This is a genomic window from Rhizobium cerradonense (assembly GCF_030182455.1).
GTDB lineage: Bacteria > Pseudomonadota > Alphaproteobacteria > Rhizobiales > Rhizobiaceae > Rhizobium.
Genome location: NZ_JAQJCK010000014.1, coordinates 97,975 through 116,605, shown reverse-complemented (window position 1 = coordinate 116,605; position 18,631 = coordinate 97,975). Strand labels below are relative to the sequence as shown.

Genomic DNA, 18,631 nt, shown 5'->3' with positions numbered 1-18,631 from the left:
GCTCCTCTTGAACCTATCTCGTTACCAGTTGCCGGGGTCTGCGGTATGGTCGATGCTGGCAAATTCATCTGCCTTTTCACGATCCAGCGTTATGCTGGTAGTGGAGTTTGAGTCATCCATGACCGAAAAATGAAGCGGTGGCTGCCCTTTCGTCAGCTCCTGGTACATGAGCAGGGCGGCCTCTTCGGCGGTATCAGCTTCGATTTCGTTCGCGACGATAACGTTAAACTTGCGCATCTCAGTTCCCTTATCTTTGCCGCCCTGATCCTAGCATCACCTCGCAGGACCGTCGCCTGCCGAAGCGACCGACCGGCACCTCGGCGTCCAATTCTCTCCCGCCCCATCGAAAATCTCGCATGCTACTGTAGCGTATGCTTCGGATCCAAATCCCGAACAAAGGCGTCCATCGGTTCAAGCATTCTGCGGCCATCCAATCCGGTCGCCACAACAGAGAGGCGGAACCTACCGTCGAGATTGCGGTCGAAGATCGCACCGATGACGATTTCCGCATCGCCTTCCACTTCGTCGCGAATGCGGCTCGCTGCCTCGTCCACCTCAAAGAGCGTCATATCCGAGCCGCCGGAGATCGAGACTAAAACACCCTTCGCACCTCTCATTGAAACGTCGTTCAGCAACGGATTCGCGATTGCCGCCTCGGCCGCTCTCATCGCACGGTTTTCCCCGGTCGCTTCGCCCGTGCCCATCATAGCTCGGCCCATACCTCGCATGACCGATTTCACGTCAGCGAAATCAAGGTTGATCAGGCCTTCCTTGACGATGAGATCGGTGATGCATCCAACGCCGGAATAAAGCACGCGATCGGCGGTCATGAAGGCATCCGCGAAAGTGGTCTTTGCATCGGCTATGCGAAACAAATTCTGATTGGGAATTACGATGACGGTATCGGCTGCCTGCTGCAGCGCCTCGATGCCGAGCTCCGCTGTCTTCATGCGGCGATTGCCCTCGAACGAAAACGGCTTGGTGACCACGCCGACGGTTAGGATGCCAGCCGAACGGGCAGCTTGTGCGATCACCGGCGCCGCACCCGTCCCCGTTCCGCCGCCCATTCCGGCGGTGACGAAGCACATGTGCGAACCGCTCAGATGATCCATGATCTCATCGATCGATTCCTCGGCAGCCGCGCGGCCAACTTCCGGCAGCGAACCTGCACCGAGACCTTCGGTTACATTTGCTCCGAGCTGGATGCGGCGAGCTGCCTTCGATGTCGCGAGGACCTGGGCGTCCGTGTTTGCCGCGATGAAGTCCACACCCGCCAGATTTTCAGCAATCATGTTATTGATCGCATTTCCGCCGCCACCTCCTACGCCAATGACAGTAATGTTTGGCCTTAGGCCAGAAATGCCGCTCTTGGCGTCCGTCATGTTTTACTTCCCTCATCCATCTTGGTCGCACGTTTATCGCTTCGAATAGCGAGTCGCGGTTCATCGTAGAAGCGCAACAAGGCGTTGACAGGGCAAAGGCCGACCGTTTGAGCGCAATCGGGCGGATGAAATTCCACAATTGACGGCTCGATATCGGCGGCGGATAACTCCGTCATGGCGATACGGGGTATTGCGCTCGGGAGCATCTGGATGGCTGCGCATGAAAGAAAGTGAGCGTTTGGCGATCATTGCGAACGCGATAGCGGCGTTCAATGAGAGCAATCGTGAGCTGGCAAAGCAGCTTTGCGAAGCCGGTTTAAATCAGTTTCCATCGGATCCGTCGCTCTCTCATCTTTTGGCAGCTATTCTGTTTGCAGAAGAAGATTTTTCCGGTGCTCGGGAAAAAATAGAGACGAGTCTTGCAGCTCAACCAAGGAACGCCCCCGCCCTCATTCTCGCCGGTAAAATTTATCGAGCAGAGCATAAACTGGAAGCGGCATTGATGCAGCTTGAGAAAGCGGCAAGCCTGGAAGTCCGGCTGGAGATTTTTGTCGAGAAAGCCCGAATTTTCGACCAGATGGGCAACAAGTCGGCTGCACGCGATGCTTGGAGCATGGTTCTCAATGCCAAGCCGACATCCCTGGAAGCTTTGAATCGGCTCAGTTCGCTAGCGAGAGGACGTGGCGCCCTCGTTGAAGCAGAGCAACTGCTCGAACGCGCCGTTGCCCTCGAAGACCATCCAAAAATTTGGTTTGAGTTAGCACTCGTGCGGCACGATCTGCAGAACCTGGACGGCGCAGCCGAGGCTTACCAACGTGTGCTCGAAATGAACGCAGATGCGCCGGAGGCGGCCGTCAACTTGGGTGTCGTATTGCAAGAGGCGGGCAGAATGGACGAGGCGATGGCGGCCTTCTCGACGGCTTATGCGCTGGACGCATCCACGTTTGGCGTCATTGCCATGGCTCTTACCTCGGCGCCGTGCGGTCGGCTGTGGCTCGACGAGGAGGTTCTGCGTCAATCATTGGTTAGCGGAGCGACCGCGCTTGGCCCGAAATCGCTTGCGGTAGACGCCCGGTGTTGAAAGCACGGTGGCAACCGTCTGCGTATACGCTTCCTGCCGTTGCTCATCCAACTCCTCAAAAACAAGTTCGGGCATGCTGCGTGGAACCGCAAAACACTGTGCGACCGGCGTTCCGCGGGCCAGGATCCCCGAGAATTCAGGTTCAGTCCAAATTGCCGGGAAATTGATCCCGCCGTCAGTAAACCGGTCGGAATCCACAAGGCCTGTGACAAGCCGAAAGGGAAGATCGGCACGGTTGATGGGATGTGTTGCAAAGAGCGACCAGCCATCATCGAGCTGGATTGTCCAGAAACTGTTGAATTTGACCGCCGCCTGCCCGGCGATTTCAAACGGGCTGCCGGTCAATTGCCCAGGCGTATGAAAACTGAGCGGCGATCGAGGATGTCGCTCGGTGGCTGGCGACGGAATATCCCAATTCCAGGAAAAGGCACCCTTATCCACAAGCACATCGCACGGCAAAAGTATCGTGAATCCATACGCCATCGCATCGACCACGGGAGGGCACTGCTTCAAAGTGCGCACGTCGCGACCGTGAATTGCCGAATAGGCGGTGTTGGGCATAGTGCGCAGCCAGTCCGGCAGCGCACTGCGAGCAAGGACGGGACGCGGCAGATATTCGGCCAAAGCCGGGTCACATCGGAAAATAATACGCATTGCGCCCGCCTCCAGTGCTGTCCGCCGGTCAAGACCGACGAGTTGGGGGACGCTATCATGGGAATCTTCGCATTGATACACGGCCGTGCGCTCGTTCCCGCAGAGCAATTTGCGGCCGGCGTCAGAGAACTAGGCTAGTTCGACGCCTTCAGCACCCGATGCGTACTCGAATCCATCGCCTGGCCGGTTTCTTTTGCATCCTTCGCCATTCCCTTTACCGTGTTTGCGCAAGACGATAGCGTCAACAGGACCAGCATTGCAGTGGCGAGTGAGACTTTGAGCATCGTTAAATCTCCCCATGGAATGGTATGGATTCAATTTAACCGCGCATCTTTTCTTTTCAAGGAAGGCCGATCCGAAACTCGCATAGGGGTCGATTCTCAACGGACGTGGAGGGTATGGAGATGGCAGCATCTCGGATTGCCGGTGTGATGGTTGCGGGCTATGTAATCGGCAATAGGCTCTGAAATAGCGAGGGCTTTCGGAATGGCTCATTCGCTTCTGAAACTGAAACGCGTATATGACGAACCCTCGAACGAAGACGGTCGCAGGGTGCTTGTCGATCGGTTGTGGCCACGCGGTCTATCCAAGAAAGATGCGGAACTGAGCGACTGGATCAAGGAAGTGGCTCCATCGCCGGAGCTCCGGAAGTGGTTTGATCACAGGCCGGAGCGGTTCATGGACTTTCGGGAAAGATACCGGCAGGAACTGGCGTCGAATCCGGCGGTGCAGGCATTGCTTCATTTTGAGGATGGACCGGTGACACTGCTGTATGGCGCGAAGGATCCGGTTCACAACCATGCAGTGGTGCTTCTGGAGTTTCTGAAGACCTTGGAAGATCGGGGCTCGTGACCAGCGCGGTTTAAACAGGAAACGAAGAATGTTAGCGGGCGATCGACACGAAAATGAGTCGCGACTCATCATAATGTTTGGAGGCTCGAAGGCGAATTCGGTCGCTCGAACGCAACCATTTCTCTTTATGCCAAAGCGCTAATCAAGATGGGCGCTTCATCGGGCAATGCGGCTAACCGATGGAGAAAACAGGGAGAATCGTGATTCGTTGCTTAGCCGGGAAACGGCGTTAGGATTGCTCTAACCTTATTTTGCTGGACGAAAACACAGAATCATGGCCTTTGTTAGCGGGTGGCGGCCGATAGAACGAGTGTAGGCCGCCAAGAGGGACAGATGGCGCTAACAGAACAAATCGAGCAGGAGAATGCTTTTTCCGAGGATGCTGCGACGAAGATCGTCCGGCATGCTGGCATGCTTTCGAACCAGCTCCAGGCTCTGCGAACCCGCATGTATCCGCCGAAGGCGGAAAAGAGCCTGCGATATTTCATGACGAATGAGGTCTCGAAATTGACCTCCATTCCCGACTCGACCCTGAAGCTGCTGTCCAATGAGGGCCGCGGCCCGGTTCCTAGCCGGCTAGAGAATAACCATCGCGCCTATACGCTGCAGCAGATCAATCAGTTGCGTGCCATGTTTGCCGAGCAGAAGCCTTCGGACGCATTGCGGTTTCTTCCTTATCGGCAGGGCAGGGAGCATCTTCAGGTGCTCGCGGTCGCAAACTTCAAAGGCGGCAGCGCCAAGACGACAACCAGCGTCCACCTTGCACAATATCTCGCGCTCCACGGCTATCGTGTTCTGGCGATCGATCTCGACCCGCAGGCCTCGCTTTCTGCGATGTTCGGTTTCCAGCCCGAGATCGACGTGCAAGCCAACGAGACCATCTATGCCGCTTTGCGGTATGACGACGAACGCCGGCCGATGAAAGAGATCATCCATCGAACCTACTTCGATGGCATCGATCTCATTCCGAGCAATCTCGAGGTTATGGAATACGAGCATGAGACGCCTCGCATTCTGGCGCAGCGATTGGGCAGTCGCGAGGGGATGTTTTTCGAACGGCTGAAGCTCGCATTGGACGAAGTCAGACATCGTTACGATGTGGTGATCTTGGACACTCCGCCATCCCTGGGTTTCCTGACGCTTGGCGCCATTCACGCTTCGACGGGGATGATTGTAACTGTCCACCCGGCAATGCTGGACGTCTCGTCGATGAGCCAGTTCCTGTTGATGATGGGAGATCTCATCCAGGTTTTGGGCGAGAGCGGTGCCGTGTTGAAGCAGGATTTTTTCCGCTACCTCATCACCCGCCACGATCCGAACGATCAGCCGCAGTCGCAGGTGGTGGCCATGCTTCGCCATCTTTTTGGCGACGACGTCATCTTGCCGACGGCGATCGAAAGCACGGCAGTCGAGGCCGCAGGTCTTGCCAAGCGCAGCCTGTACGAATTGGAGATGGGTCAGGTCGGCCGCGATACCCATCGCCGTGCCCGCGATGCAATGGATGCCGTAAACGATGCCATCCTGGATTTGATCAAAAGCAGTTGGGGGAGGCGATGACGAAGTCCCCAAAAAGATCATCGCTTGCCGCAAGCTTCGGATTGCTGGCAGCCGATATCAATGCCGATACGAAGAACAGCGTTGAGCAGCAGGTGTCCGCTTCGGCGCCTGTCCGTGTGGGCGCCGGCGTCATTGGCGCGACCCATAAGGCGATCAGTGACATCAGGGACGAGCGCGACCGGCTTCTTGCCATGCTGGAGGCGGGCTCCGGCGGCTCGACCGAAATCGACACCGATCTGATCGATCCGTCGCCCTTTCCTGACCGGCTTCCTGACGACAACGACGAGTCTTTTGCGGAGTTCAAGAAGAGCATCGAGGAAGATGGGCAGAAGATCCCCATCCAGGTCCGCCTTCATCCGACGTTGGCAGGCCGATATCAGGTGATCTACGGCCATCGCCGCCTGCGCGCCGCCCGTGAGCTTCAGCGCCCCATCAAGGCGTTGACCTTGGACATGTCCGATCGAGATCTTGTTGTCGTTCAGGGGATCGAGAATGCTGCGCGTCAGGATTTGAGCTGGATCGAACGGGCGCTGTTTGCATGGCGTATGGACGAAGCCGGCATCCGCCCGAGAGATATTTATGCAGCGCTTGGGATCGACGACGCAGAGCTTGCACGTATGCGTTCCGTCTATCGCGTCGTCCCTCTCGACGTCATCGAGGCCATTGGCAGGGCGCCTAAAATTGGGCGCCCGCGATGGGTCGAATTCGGCGCATCGTTAAAAGCGAAACCTGATGCACTTAGGGCGATCAGAGAAACCCTGTCATCTGACAGGGTTTTGCGCTTGATGTCGAATGAGCGGTTCAGTCAGGCCATGGGAATGTTGAAAACTCCTGCGGCCCGCCTGCCCGGTCGAGATATTCGTGATGGACGCGGCAAATCCCTGGCGAGGCTTCAGATTTCGAAGAAAGAACTGAAGCTTGTGCCAGAGACCGACCGAGGTGTCCGATTTGCAGCCTTCCTGGAAGGCGAAATACCGGCGCTGATCGCGAAGTTCGATGCCGCAGATAAACAGGATGATTCATAAACCCTGTCAGTTGACAGGGTTTTATCGCCGCGCCCCCGCGCGGATTTGGAATAAACTTATCAACGGATGAAGCCCTCACGGCGAGCCATTCGAGAGCCTTTGTATTCTTGTAGCGAAGATATCATTGCTCTTTTGCCGCGACCTTCGATCTGTTTGGTATCCGCTAATCAGCGGAAATCGCTCGGTCAAACACCGAGAAACCATGATTGAAACGAAGAGAGAAAGGTAAGCGACGGCAAAAAGAAAAGGCCCCCAAACGGCGAACCATTCGAGAGCCTTTGCATTCTTGTAGCGAAGATATCAATAGCTCCCCCCGAATCAGTTGTCAATGCATCGAAGTCGTTTCGGTGGCCGTATTCGCTTTGCCTGAGATCAGAGGCGAAGATATGCACAATTCGAATTTCATAACGACGCCGTTTGGGCGGCGGTCGATGACGCTTGGCATGTTGTCAAATCAGTATGACGCCAAGGATATCGAACCCGGGAAATCCGTCGACAAGTGGAAGCTGTTTCGCGCTCTCTGCGAGGCCAGAAGCGTTTTCGGAATTTCCGACCGCGCCCTTGCCGTATTGAACGCACTCTTGAGCTTTTATCCGGAAAATGCCTTGTCGGAGGAAAACGGCCTGGTGGTTTTTCCGTCCAATGCGCAATTGTCGTTGCGGGCGCATGGCATTGCTCCGGCGACATTGAGACGCCATCTCGCTGCTCTGGTGGCGGCAGGCCTGCTGATCCGCAAAGACAGCCCGAACGGCAAACGCTATGCAAGGCGTGACCGGAAAGGCGAAATCGACGAGGCCTTCGGCTTCAGCGTGGCGTCTCTCATCGCCCGCGCCGATGAAATCTTTGCCCACGCGGCGAGAATCGTCGCCGATCGTCAGCGACTGCGCGTCACCAAGGAACGTCTGTCGATTTGCCGCCGTGACATCGCAAAGCTGATCGAGATCGCCCTGCAGGAACAAGCCCCGGGCGACTGGATGATGATCCAAAAGACATTCCAGTCGATCCTGGCAGCTATCCCGCGCGCGCCGCATGTCGGCGACTTAAGCGGAGTGCTCGACGAGCTGGAGATGTTGCGGGATGAAATCCTTATCCGATTGGAAAAGCAGCTAGAAACACAAAAACAAAGCGCCACCGAATCCCAAACTGAGCGCCATATACAGAATACAGATTTAAAAAACATTCTTGAATCTGAACCAGCCTCCCGCGCGCAACCAGCTCGAGGCGCAACCCAGGACGACACCGTTGATGCGTGCGACAGGCAGGAGAGTTCGCATCACCTTCCCATACCCACAGGCAACGTATATCGAGTGGCCATAGCCCAAAGACCAAGTAATCCTTCTGTTCAGCCGCTGAAGTCTTTCCCGCTTGATCTTGTGATCCAGGCTTGCCCTGAAGTCGTATCGTACGGCCATGCCGGTAAGGTCGAGAGCTGGCGAGACCTCATGACGGCGGCAATCGTCATCCGTACCATGTTGGGCATCAGCCCATCCGCTTACCAGGACGCTTGCAACGTCATGGGACCTGAAAATGCAGCAACCGTCATCGCCTGCATGCTGCAGAGGGCGGAGCATATCAATTCGGCAGGAGGTTATCTGCGCAATCTGACGCGAAGAGCGCAATGTGGTGAATTCGCTATTGGCCCAATGTTGATGGCTTTGGCGCGGTCACACAGGCTGCCAGGACGAAATGCGGCATGAAACATTTCCTCCTGCGCAAGACCGGAGGAAATGGTGTTGAACAAGATCCTTGCGAACGATCTCGAGTTTGTACGCTTGCTCAAGCTTTGGCCGGAGCGTCGTATCGTTGAGCATGACCAGACACGAGAGCCTACCTCATGGTAAAGATGATCGAGGCCGAGACCCCGTACACTTTGTCTCAAGAAAAGAGCCGGAACTTGAACATGGGAAGGATGCTTACGTGAACAACTGCGAGCTCTCGGAGGAAAATTTCCGGCGACCGTCGTTAGGACCCTGTTGGAGACGACGCGGACACCAAAAGATCAATCACGTCACCTATTTCACTTTGCGTTCCGGCGTTATTGTAGTAACCTCCTACTCGTCAAATCGATCCGAATTCAGCAGTTTTGCCTGCGACGGATTATCCCCTCCCGGACATTCCTTTGATCGAAATTGAGCCCTTCCAAAGGGTATAGTGAGTGACGGAAGTTAAAGCCGAAATTACTTCCGTTTGGCAGCTTAGCTTAGATTTAACAGCCATTTAGACATAGGATAATTTGCATCCGCAAAAGGAGAAAATGGCTAGGTTTTGGAGCGGGAGACCCCGGCAGCAACTCTATAGGCATGAGCTCGCCTAGCCTTATTTTCAGTAACCTGCATCCTGACAATTCCAGTCATTTGGCGACAGATTGAAACGCCCGGCAACACGACGGCGATGCAACGCGAAGGGACAGGGTCCTCGTCCTTTTCGCTGGATTTCAATCGACGAGATTCTGTGTTTAAACCTTCTCCAGGGTGCGATGCGCGCCTATTGGGATACGAAGATGTGGCGTTTGACGCCTGCTACTATGTTTCTTTTGCTTTTTGTCGCGGTCACATCCAGCGCGTCGGCAGCCGAGCTTCTCTACAATGATTTCAGGTCGCCGACGCTAGATCAGAGCCAATGGTGTTCCTGCCAGATCGATAACAAAAATACACCGGTAACATTCTCGGCCGATCCAGCCGAAAGGAGGGATTACATAGCCGGGATTACCGTCAACGAATCCTCACTCGGCGGCAAGAAGTGCGAACCTGCTTGCAAGGCGCCGCAGGAGGTCCTGACTGCGCAACACTTCTTGATGACCGAAGTCAGCAGACCGGAGTTTCTCGGCACGAACTTCTTTGCGAAAGTGAAGCCGACATGGGCGCCGACGGCGAACCAACCTGATCCCTATTGCGACGACAACGCCTGGAGCCGGGCCAAGGCAGCTCACCAGGAGGACGAATGCATTCAGCGTGAAGAGCTTCGCCTGCAAAAGACCTTCTTTCGAAGGTCCGATGTGCCGCTCGTCTATTCCTTCCGCTTCCGCATGCCGAAAGAGGTTTTGAACGATAAGGATTCCATTCGCTGGATAACGGCGCAATGGAAACAGGAGGCTATAAATAGCAAGTACGCGCAGGAGTTTGCGGGCTGGTCACCAAGCCCGTTTCTCGCCCAGCGCTATGATGACGGCATCCTGCATGTCACGGTTCAGGACGATATGTGTAGGTGCTTGATCGCCTCGGCGCCAGCCAAGGGAAGCAAGCTCGCCTGGAAAAACGGAACGCCGCATTATTGCCAGTCTATCCGGCCGGAGGACAGCGACGGCAAAGCCTGTACGCCCGATTTAAAGGTGGAATATGGCCGCAATCCCATCCTGTCGACGCCGGCGGGGAAATGGGTCGAGATGCGTTATCGCGTGCAGGCCGGTCGTGACGGCAGCGCTTTCATCGAAATTCACCAGGATGGCCGGTTCATCGCCAGGGTAACCGGCAAGATCGGGTATGAGCCTGATCCATTATCTCCGCCGATGACCAAGTTTAAGATCGGCCAATACCGCGACTATATACCGTCCTCGGACACGTTGGAGCTGGACTGGATCAGAATCGAGACCGCCCGAAAATGAAGCGGCCTTGCCCTGCGAGGCGTCAATCCGCGGCGATCGAATGGTAAACCCGCGCACGAATGCCTTCTCCGTTCAGCTATGACAATTGCTGCGCAACCAGGGCGGCCCAGTAGTCGATGCCGTAGGCGATGGCATTGTCATTGAAGTCATAAGCCGGATTATGCAGATCGGCGCTGTCGCCATTGCCGACCCAGATGAGTGCGCCGGGACGCTTTTCGAGCATATAGGAAAAGTCTTCCGAACCCATCGTCATCGGCCAGTTGCCGTTGACGCGCTCCGCGCCGACGACGCTTCTGGCGGCGGCGATCGCAACCGCGGTCTTCTCGGCATTGTTGACAGTCACGGGATATCCCGGGCGCCAATCGATTTCGGCCTGCGTGTCATGGAGCTTCGCCGTCCCCGTCACCACATCGCGAAACCGTTGCTCTACGGCGCGGCGTGTCGCCAGCAGCATCGTGCGGACCGTGCCGCCGATTTCGACGGCGGGCGGAATGACGTTCAGCGCCTTCCGGTCGCCGCCGCTAATGAAGGTAACGGAAACGACAACGGGATCGAACGGATCGGTGAAGCGCGATGCGATCGACTGGAGCGCGACGATGACATGCGAAGCGACCAGCACGGGGTCGCGGGCAAGATGCGGCGAAGCCGCGTGGCCACCGCGTCCGTGGATGGTGATGACGAAACGGTCGCCAGCAGCCATCATCGGGCCGCTGCGGATGGCGAACGAGCCGACGGGAAGGCCCGGCTGATTGTGCATGCCATAGACTTCCTCGATGCCGAAACGATCGAGCAAACCTTCCTCCAGCATCACGCGCCCGCCGCCGCCGCCCTCTTCCGCCGGCTGGAAGATCAGAACGATCTTGCCCGCAAAATTGCGATCGGCGGCAAACCGTTTGGCGGCACCCAGGAGCATGGCGGTGTGACCGTCATGTCCGCAGGCATGCATCATGTTCGGTATCTTCGAGGCGTAGGGCAGGTTCGTCTGTTCGGACATCGGCAGCGCATCCATGTCGCAGCGAAGCGCGATCGTTTTGCCATTGCCTCGATTGCCCGAGATCACCGCCACGACCCCGGACTTGGCCATCCCGGTCACTACCTCGTCGCAGCCGAACGCCCTCAGCTTCTCCGCCACCATCGCCGACGTGCGTGGCAGATCGAATAGAAGTTCCGGATATTGATGTATCTCGCGACGCCAGTTCTTGGCCTCATCCGCAATGATGCGCGATGCTTCGGACGGGTTCATGAACAGTCTCCTTCAGAAGGTCTTACAAATCGCCGCGATGCCGGCGGGAGCGGATCTGTACCAGAGATAACGACGAGCAGCATACGAGTATAGTCACCTTTGCAGACGGCCCAAGATATGTGCCGCCTGTCAATTGATTTGTGACCCGGGGACATGCTCATCGTCTGCCATGCGTTTGACGGCCTGCGACGGTTCGCCTCACGTTTAAAGAATACGGAATTCGACCTATCTATCTTTGGCCAGGTAGCACGAGGCGCGGTATAGGTTCGCGCTTCGGTTTATAAAATCATGGGCTGAAGCCGATTGTCGTTCCAGGTAAATGACAATTGGCGTATATTCGCACTTCGGCGTGGATCGTTGCGCGACGACAGAGACCAGGTATTTGTGGGGTACGGGTAATGCAATTGTCATCGGAAGCGGCGTCCCGCTCGCATGTCGAGAGCCAGGGTATATGGCCGGCAAGACGGAGTAATATCCTCGATTGGCTGATGCATGATACCCGCGGCGAACGCTTCATCGACAATATCCTCGTGGACTTGTGCAGGAGACTGCGGGCAGCGGGTATCCCGGTCGCACGGGCGACGTTGCATTTCAGAACGCTTCATCCGCAATGGCTCGGTGCACGAATCCTCTGGCGTATAGGGATGGAGGAGGCAAACATCAGCACCTTCAGCTACGGGGTGGAGACGACACCGCAGTTTCTGGCTAGCCCGATCAACGAGATCTTCAATGGAGCCGCCGAGGTTCGCCAGAACCTCGAAAAGCTGGATACGGCCGATCGGCCCGCCTATCCGCTCTACGAGGAAATGCATGCCGAAGGATTGACCGACTATATCGCCTGGCCGATCTACCATACGCTCGGCAAGCGCCATATCGTCACCTTTGCCGCCGACATACCGGGCGGCTTTACCGAAGAGCATGTCACCTTCCTGAAGGACCTACTGCCGGCCCTGACGCTGGTGAGCGAGATCCGGCTGAAGAACATCCTGGCCCGGACGCTTCTGCGCACCTATGTAGGGCCGCATGCCAGCGAGAAAATCCTTGCGGGTGCTACCACCCGCGGCAGCGGCACGACCGTCGGCGCGGCCATCCTCATCTGCGACCTGCGCGACTTCACGACGATTTCGGACATGTGGCCGCGCGACGACGTGATCGACCTTCTGAACGGCTATTTCGACGCGATGTCGGAGCCGATCGAGAAACATGGCGGCGAGATTCTCAAATTCATGGGGGATGGATTGCTGGCTATTTTTCCGCTGAGCGATCCCATGGCCTGCGCTAACCTTCTTCAGGCGATCAGCGAGGCGGAGGCTGCGGTCGGCGCCTTGAATGAGGAAAATAGTCGGAATGGCCGTGAGGTTTTGCGTTACGGCGTCGGCGTGCATGTCGGCGATGTGATGTATGGCAATATCGGTTCGCGCACCCGCCTCGATTTCACCGTCATCGGGCCGGCGGTCAATGTCGCTTCGCGACTGGAGACATTGACCAAGGAGGTCAAACGGCCCGTTTTGTTGTCCAAGGCCTTCGTCGATATGGCAGGCTGCGAGATCGAGATGGAAAGCCTCGGTGCCTTCCCCCTCAAGGGTCTTGGTGAACCGGTCGATGTCTTCGCCTTTGCGACGAATGGAAATAGCGTAGCGCGTCACAAAGCACGATCCTGATATGTTTCCGAGATCATGCCCGGTCCATTTTCTGGACCTCGCGGAGCGAAAAAGCTGATCGCAAAACGTGAAGTGTCGAGGGCTGTTGTCTCTTGTATATTAGGATGAGTGGAAAGACGATAGCCGCCTCAATTTCGTGGGATCGTTCTGCGATCACGGACGTTAGTTTGGGCCGACTCAACGGCTCGGCGACCGGGTGCCCTGCACCCTGAATACTCTGACAAGGAGAGAAAGATGAATAAATTACTCGCCACGGCATTTTCAGTAGCAGCATTGATCGTCATCGGCGGGACGGGGGTACGCGCGGCCGACCTACAGACCACCTACCAGGAGCCGGACGAGCGCAATGGGGTAAAGATCGGCTATCTTACGTGCGACGTCGGCGGCGGTGTCGGCTATGTGCTTGGCTCTGCAAAAGAGGCCGACTGCGTTTTCCGCTCGACCGTCGGAAAGGAGCGCATTGACCATTATAGCGGTGCGATCAGAAAACTGGGCGTCGATCTCGGCTTCACCACCCGCAGCCGTCTTGTCTGGCTCGTTTTTGCTCCGACAGCCGGCTATCATCATGGTGCGTTAAGCGGCCTTTATACGGGCGTTACCGCGGAGGCGACCCTTGGTGCCGGCGTTGGTGCCAACGTTCTTCTCGGTGGCAGCTCCGGCTCCGTGCATCTGCAGCTAATCAGTGTAACCGGCCAGCTCGGGCTCAACGTCGCCGCTACAGGTACGTCGGTGACGCTGACCACGATAGACTAAGCGTATCTTCATTTGCCAGTTCCGCCCCGTGCGTATCTTCTCTAGGGAGGGGTACGCATAGGGTGCGACTACGGATGCATGATGGGACACTTTTAAAACGTGGTCATCGTGCAAATGATTGTCTTTGCTGGGTTACTCAACTACCTGGCTGACGCATTTTCAGTCCCAGACAACGCGCCGCCGGCGGTCTTGGTGGCAGGGCACACCCTTCGGATGTTTGTGGTATTTTATACCACCTAAGGTTATCTCTTGCTATACCGACAAAACGCTTCGGCAAAACGAAAATGCATTCACGGCCGCGTCCGCGAGGGCTATAGCTGTCCATCGTCGATGAATACGTGGACCTGAACTCATGACTGATACCGTTATCGATCGCTTCCTTCGCTATGTCGTTATCGACACCCAATCGGATCCCACGTCATCGACGCAGCCGTCTACGGAAAAACAGAGGAATCTTGGCCGACTCCTGGTGGAGGAATTGCTGGCGATCGGCCTTTCCGATGCACATCTCGATGAGCACGGCTACGTCTATGCAACCATCCCGTCCAATGTCGACAGGCCAGTGCCGGTCATCTGCTTCTGTTCGCATATGGATACGGCGCCCGATTTCACCGGCACCAATGTCAAGCCGCAAATCCTGCGAAACTATGGTGGCGGCGACATTCAGCTCCCGGGCGATCCGCAACAGGTCATTCGCGTCAGCGACAATCCGGTTCTGCGCGACCAGATCGGCAATGACATCATCACCTCCGACGGCACGACGCTGCTCGGTGCCGATGATAAGGCCGGCCTTGCGGAAATTATGACGGCGGCCCAGTTTTTGGTCGACAATCCGGAGATCGAACACGGAACGATCAAGCTTCTGTTCACGACGGATGAGGAAATCGGACGTGGGGTCGACAAGGTCGATCTGACGAAGCTCGGCGCAGAGTTCGCCTACACCGTCGATGGCGAAACGGCCGGCCATATCGAGGATGAAACCTTTTCCGCCGACGGCGTCGAAATCACCATTCAAGGCGTTGCCATCCACCCAGGTTTTGCCAAGGGCAAGATGGAGAACGCCATCAAAATCGCCGGCGCGATCATTAGCCGGCTTCCGGAAGACATGGCGCCGGAGACGACAGACGGCAGGGATGGTTTTGTCCATCCAACCGGTGTGACCGGTTCGATGGAAAAGGCAGCCCTCAGCTTTATCATTCGCGATTTCAACGATGATGGTCTCGCTGCCAAGGAGGCTATGCTCGAGGCGACCGTAAAGGAGGTGATGGCGGAATATCCCGGCTCCACCTATTCCTTCAAGGTCAGGCAGCAGTACCGCAACATGAAGACCATCCTCGACCGCCATCCGGAGATCGCCGACAACGCCATCGAGGCCGTCCGGCGCGCTGGCATGACGCCCGTGCGCGGCAGCATCCGAGGCGGCACCGACGGTTCGCGACTGTCGTTCATGGGCCTGCCCTGCGCCAACATCTTCGCCGGAGGCCATGCCTTTCACTCGCCGCTCGAATGGGTCAGCCGGCAAGACATGGAGAAGGGCGTCAAGACGCTTGTCGAACTGGCAAAACTCTGGGCGGAGCGCGCCTAACGCATGCGATGATAGCGTCGTCTGAAATAGATTGACGCCTTTCCTTCATTCGACTCGAAGTCCCGCCTTTTTCAGAAGCGGGATGACCCGATCGCAAAAATAGGGCAGTTCCTGCGTATAGTTGACGAAGGACAGAGCTATGCCGGCATAGCCCTGGGCAGATATGGCGATCATATCCTCGACGATCTTTTCCGGCGTGCCGATCAACGGATAGCTGCCCGCGCCGCCGGCGAAGCGCTGGCGGTATCGGTCATAGGCATCGCGGTCGTGCGATTGCGAGAATTCCTTCTTGCCGGCCATATGCTGATCGACGGCGGCGTGGTCGGCCATGGTGACGGCGTAGCGGGTGTAATAGTCCTCCGCCTCCTGCTGCGTCTGGCGGCAGACGACGTGGCAGACGGTGTAGACGCCGACATCCCTGCCCTTTCTCTCCGCCCTTTCGCGGATATCGAAGACATGTTTTCCTGCATCCGCGATCTCGGTGAAGGTGGTGAAGAGATAGTCGCAGCTCGCCGCCGCAAAATCGCGGCCCGGACCGCCGAAAGCGGCGTTCATCGTCACCGGCCGCGGCGTCTGCAGACTTGCCGGCCGGCTCACGGCTTCCTTCAGCGTGTAATAGGTGCCGGCATAGTCGACTGGATCGTCGGAGGCGTAGACCTTTTCAAGGATCTCCAGCCATTCCGCCGCCTGGTCGTAGCCCTTCTCGACCAGGGGAATGCCGAACATGCCGAATTCCTTCGGGTTCCAGCCGCAGACGATGTTGAGGCCTGCTCGCCCCTGGCTGACATGATCGACCGTCGCCAGCGATTTGGCGGCATAAAGCGGATGCACCAACGGCACATGCACCGTCATGAATAGGCCGATCTTCTCGGTCGCGGCCGCCAGCGCCGCCGCCCAGGTGAAAGTCTCGAACGACCATTCGCGCACCCGGTTCTTACCGCCGAAGCCTCGCCAGCGGGCAATCGGCAGAAAGAATTCCAGCCCGGCGCGATCGGCGATCTGCGCAGCGGTCAGATTGTCCTGCCAGCCAGCGGCCCAGCGTTCCGGCACATCGGTGATCGCCAGCCCGCCATCGGCATTGGCGGAGAATACGCCAAGCTTCAGCCGGTTCGGGCCTTTCAGCGGATGCGGCTTGATCATCTTTCCCTCTTCATTTTCGTCTTCGGCGGGCAAGACGGATGGCGGGTGGAACAGGACTTGCCCAAACATTGCCAATCGTGAAAGTGCCGGACGTCCGGCACAAAAAAGCCCGGCGCGATGTGGTTTTGCGCCGGGCTTTTCATATGTTGCTACTTGATGGCGTTGAGATCAATGCCCTTGGTGTCGCGGATAAAGATGAGGCCGATGACAAGGCTCATCGCGGCAACCGCGATCGGATACCAGAGACCATAATAGATATCGCCTGTGGCAGCACTCATTGCAAAGACCGTTGCCGGAAGCAGGCCGCCGAACCAACCATTGCCGATATGATAGGGCAAGGACATGCCGGTATAGCGGATGCGGGTCGGAAACATCTCAACCAATATCGCGGCAATGGGACCATAGACCATGGTCACATAGATAACAAGAATGGTGAGAATGGCGATGGTGAGGGGCCAGTTTACCGCATTGGGATCGGCGACCATCTTGAATGCGCCGCCGTTCGCTATGGTGTAAACCGGCATTTCCGTCGCCCCCGCAGCTTGGTCAGCCGTGAGCAGCTTGGCCTTGACGAGGTCAGCCACCGGCGTGACCGTCTTGTCGCCGGCGCGGATCGTCGTTGCATTGAGGCCGAGTTCAGGGTTTGCGGCAATGAAGCCATCCAGCTTGACCTCAGGCACCTTGGCGGGATCCCGCGCGAGCGGGAAGCCGGCCTTCTGCAAGGCAAGATTCAGATCATGCGTGAATACTGCGCTCTTTGCGGCAGCGTCCGCGCCGGCGGTGACGGCATTGTACGAGGTGACGGTCGTATCGCCGACCGTTACCGTTGCCGGCTGGCCGGCGGGGCCATCGACGATGGCATAGGGGACGGAGCTCTTCGACAGGAATGAAGTCGCAATGTCGCAGGAGTTGTTGAATTTCGCTGTGCCGACCGGGTTGAACTGGAAGGTGCAATCGTGGGGTGCTGCGGTGACGGTGGCGCGGATCGTCTGTTCCGCCTGGGCGAGAGCCGGGTTTGCCGCGCGGGTCAATGCGTTGAACAGCGGGAAATAGGTCAGGATCGCCAAGGCGAGACCGGCCATGATAATCGGCTTGCGGCCGATCTTGTCGGACAGCCAACCGAACACGACGAAGAAGCCGCTGCCAATCAAGAGCGCTATGGCGATCATGATATTGACGGTTTGGCCATCGACCTTCAGCACGTTCTGCAGGAAGAACAGCGAATAGAACTGGCCCGCATACCAGACGACCGCCTGGCCGGCGGTGAGGCCGAGCAGCGCGAGCAGAGCGATCCTGGCGTTCTTCCACTGGCCAAAAGCCTCAGATAGGGGTGCTTTGGAGCCCTTGCCCTCTTCCTTCATCCTTTGGAAGGCCGGGGATTCACTGAGCGACAGTCGAATCCAAACGGAAATGCCCAGAAGGACGCAGGACAGGATGAAGGGGATACGCCAGCCCCAATCGGCAAAGGCGGTTTTGCCAAGCCAATTCTGCACGACCAGAATGACGATGAGCGACAGGAAGAGCCCGAGCGTTGCCGTCGTCTGGATCCAGGATGTGTAATAGCCGCGCCGGTTGTTGGGCGCATGTTCCGCAACATAGGTCGCCGCGCCGCCATACTCCCCGCCGAGCGCAAGGCCTTGCAACAGGCGCAATCCGATTAGAATGACCGGGGCGATGATGCCCCAACTGGCCGAACCGGGCAGGACGCCGACCAAGAAGGTCGACAGACCCATGATCGTGATCGTGACTAGAAACGTATATTTGCGGCCGACGAGATCGCCGATCCGTCCGAAGACCAGCGCGCCGAACGGCCGGACAAGAAAGCCGGCTGCAAAAGCGAGCAGCGCGAAAATATTGCGGGTCGCCTCCGGATAATCACTGAAAAAGGCCGCACCGATGAATGTGGCCAAGGAACCATAGAGATAGAAATCATACCATTCGAAAACAGTTCCGAGCGAAGATGCAAAGATCACCTTCTTCTCTTCCCTGGTCATACCCCGACCAGAAGTTTCACCTACAGAGGTGCTTACCATTTTTATTCCTCCCAGTTGCACCAAGGATATGGACGGCGGGAGCCATGCCATACCCTCCCATGTT

The 18,631-nt window shown here is 57.1% G+C and carries 16 protein-coding genes; 9 read left to right on the top strand and 7 right to left on the bottom strand.

The window, feature by feature from the left end:
- Positions 1-21: 21 nt before the first annotated feature.
- Positions 22-237, bottom strand: a complete 216-nt coding sequence (locus PH547_RS25500; protein ID WP_260304580.1) for a hypothetical protein — start codon at positions 235-237, stop codon at positions 22-24.
- 122 nt (positions 238-359) lie between these two features.
- A complete protein-coding gene (gene ftsZ / locus PH547_RS25495; RefSeq protein ID WP_260304581.1) occupies positions 360-1,382 on the bottom strand; it encodes a cell division protein FtsZ in 1,023 nt (340 codons plus the stop codon).
- 220 nt (positions 1,383-1,602) lie between these two features.
- Between ftsZ and PH547_RS25490 the strand changes: the two genes are divergently transcribed.
- Complete coding sequence (locus PH547_RS25490) at positions 1,603-2,463, top strand: tetratricopeptide repeat protein (protein WP_285169721.1); 861 nt, start codon at positions 1,603-1,605, stop codon at positions 2,461-2,463.
- Here the strand turns inward: PH547_RS25490 and PH547_RS25485 are convergent.
- Positions 2,401-3,117, bottom strand: coding sequence for a hypothetical protein (locus tag PH547_RS25485; RefSeq protein WP_104827803.1), 717 nt, complete (start codon positions 3,115-3,117; stop codon positions 2,401-2,403). The two genes, PH547_RS25490 and PH547_RS25485, sit on opposite strands and share 63 nt — an antisense overlap.
- A 134-nt stretch (positions 3,118-3,251) precedes the next feature.
- Positions 3,252-3,401, bottom strand: a complete 150-nt coding sequence (locus PH547_RS25480) for an entericidin (RefSeq protein WP_104827804.1) — start codon at positions 3,399-3,401, stop codon at positions 3,252-3,254.
- A gap of 202 nt (positions 3,402-3,603) precedes the next feature.
- Here PH547_RS25480 and PH547_RS25475 point away from each other — a divergent pair, with 202 nt between their 5' ends.
- From PH547_RS25475 to PH547_RS25455, 5 genes are all read left to right on the top strand, one after another.
- Positions 3,604-3,969 carry a DUF488 domain-containing protein gene (locus PH547_RS25475; protein ID WP_260304584.1) on the top strand — a complete coding sequence of 122 codons (366 nt, stop codon included), beginning with the start codon at positions 3,604-3,606 and terminating at the stop codon, positions 3,967-3,969.
- Between the two features lie 333 nt (positions 3,970-4,302).
- Positions 4,303-5,526: a plasmid partitioning protein RepA gene (gene repA / locus PH547_RS25470; RefSeq protein ID WP_104827806.1), complete on the top strand. Its 1,224-nt coding sequence runs from the start codon at positions 4,303-4,305 to the stop codon at positions 5,524-5,526.
- Entirely contained in the window at positions 5,523-6,551 is a 1,029-nt protein-coding gene (repB, locus tag PH547_RS25465) for a plasmid partitioning protein RepB (protein WP_285169720.1), read from the top strand. The genes repA and repB overlap by 4 nt, the downstream gene beginning before the upstream one ends.
- 386 nt (positions 6,552-6,937) lie before the next feature.
- On the top strand, positions 6,938-8,248 hold the full coding sequence (gene repC, locus PH547_RS25460; RefSeq protein WP_285169760.1) for a plasmid replication protein RepC: 1,311 nt from the start codon (positions 6,938-6,940) through the stop codon (positions 8,246-8,248).
- A 1,097-nt stretch (positions 8,249-9,345) separates the two neighbouring features.
- On the top strand, positions 9,346-10,152 hold the full coding sequence (locus PH547_RS25455; RefSeq protein WP_285169719.1) for a heparin lyase I family protein: 807 nt from the start codon (positions 9,346-9,348) through the stop codon (positions 10,150-10,152).
- A gap of 76 nt (positions 10,153-10,228) precedes the next feature.
- Here the strand turns inward: PH547_RS25455 and PH547_RS25450 are convergent, their stop codons facing one another.
- Positions 10,229-11,395 (bottom strand): M20 aminoacylase family protein, encoded by a 1,167-nt coding sequence (locus PH547_RS25450; protein ID WP_285169718.1) that lies wholly within the window; start codon positions 11,393-11,395, stop codon positions 10,229-10,231.
- Between the two features lie 398 nt (positions 11,396-11,793).
- Here PH547_RS25450 and PH547_RS25445 point away from each other — a divergent pair, with 398 nt between their 5' ends.
- The 3 genes from PH547_RS25445 to pepT all read left to right on the top strand — a co-directional run bounded on the left by PH547_RS25445 (position 11,794) and on the right by pepT (position 15,394).
- Positions 11,794-13,056: an adenylate/guanylate cyclase domain-containing protein gene (locus PH547_RS25445; RefSeq protein WP_285169717.1), complete on the top strand. Its 1,263-nt coding sequence runs from the start codon at positions 11,794-11,796 to the stop codon at positions 13,054-13,056.
- A gap of 234 nt (positions 13,057-13,290) precedes the next feature.
- On the top strand, positions 13,291-13,809 hold the full coding sequence (locus PH547_RS25440; protein ID WP_104825958.1) for a DUF992 domain-containing protein: 519 nt from the start codon (positions 13,291-13,293) through the stop codon (positions 13,807-13,809).
- 352 nt (positions 13,810-14,161) lie between these two features.
- Positions 14,162-15,394: a peptidase T gene (gene pepT, locus PH547_RS25435; protein WP_285169716.1), complete on the top strand. Its 1,233-nt coding sequence runs from the start codon at positions 14,162-14,164 to the stop codon at positions 15,392-15,394.
- 45 nt (positions 15,395-15,439) lie between these two features.
- Here the strand turns inward: pepT and PH547_RS25430 are convergent, their stop codons facing one another.
- A complete protein-coding gene (locus PH547_RS25430; RefSeq protein WP_285169715.1) occupies positions 15,440-16,534 on the bottom strand; it encodes an LLM class flavin-dependent oxidoreductase in 1,095 nt (364 codons plus the stop codon).
- A 149-nt stretch (positions 16,535-16,683) separates the two neighbouring features.
- Entirely contained in the window at positions 16,684-18,567 is a 1,884-nt protein-coding gene (locus PH547_RS25425; protein WP_104825960.1) for an MFS transporter, read from the bottom strand.
- Positions 18,568-18,631 lie beyond the last annotated feature (64 nt).

Bases quoted from the DNA above. Each gene is read 5' to 3' on its own strand.
- PH547_RS25450 (WP_285169718.1), bottom strand. From the start codon at position 11,395: ATGAACCCGTCCGAAGCATCGCGCATCATTGCGGATGAGGCCAAGAAC.
- repA (WP_104827806.1), top strand. From the start codon at position 4,303: ATGGCGCTAACAGAACAAATCGAGCAGGAGAATGCTTTTTCCGAGGAT.
- PH547_RS25475 (WP_260304584.1), top strand. From the start codon at position 3,604: ATGGCTCATTCGCTTCTGAAACTGAAACGCGTATATGACGAACCCTCG.
- PH547_RS25425 (WP_104825960.1), bottom strand. From the start codon at position 18,567: ATGGTAAGCACCTCTGTAGGTGAAACTTCTGGTCGGGGTATGACCAGG.
- PH547_RS25430 (WP_285169715.1), bottom strand. From the start codon at position 16,534: ATGATCAAGCCGCATCCGCTGAAAGGCCCGAACCGGCTGAAGCTTGGC.
- ftsZ (WP_260304581.1), bottom strand. From the start codon at position 1,382: ATGACGGACGCCAAGAGCGGCATTTCTGGCCTAAGGCCAAACATTACT.
- repC (WP_285169760.1), top strand. From the start codon at position 6,938: ATGCACAATTCGAATTTCATAACGACGCCGTTTGGGCGGCGGTCGATG.
- PH547_RS25485 (WP_104827803.1), bottom strand. From the start codon at position 3,117: ATGCGTATTATTTTCCGATGTGACCCGGCTTTGGCCGAATATCTGCCG.
- PH547_RS25490 (WP_285169721.1), top strand. From the start codon at position 1,603: ATGAAAGAAAGTGAGCGTTTGGCGATCATTGCGAACGCGATAGCGGCG.
- PH547_RS25480 (WP_104827804.1), bottom strand. From the start codon at position 3,401: ATGCTCAAAGTCTCACTCGCCACTGCAATGCTGGTCCTGTTGACGCTA.
- PH547_RS25445 (WP_285169717.1), top strand. From the start codon at position 11,794: ATGCAATTGTCATCGGAAGCGGCGTCCCGCTCGCATGTCGAGAGCCAG.
- PH547_RS25440 (WP_104825958.1), top strand. From the start codon at position 13,291: ATGAATAAATTACTCGCCACGGCATTTTCAGTAGCAGCATTGATCGTC.
- PH547_RS25455 (WP_285169719.1), top strand. From the start codon at position 9,346: ATGACCGAAGTCAGCAGACCGGAGTTTCTCGGCACGAACTTCTTTGCG.
- PH547_RS25500 (WP_260304580.1), bottom strand. From the start codon at position 237: ATGCGCAAGTTTAACGTTATCGTCGCGAACGAAATCGAAGCTGATACC.
- pepT (WP_285169716.1), top strand. From the start codon at position 14,162: ATGACTGATACCGTTATCGATCGCTTCCTTCGCTATGTCGTTATCGAC.
- repB (WP_285169720.1), top strand. From the start codon at position 5,523: ATGACGAAGTCCCCAAAAAGATCATCGCTTGCCGCAAGCTTCGGATTG.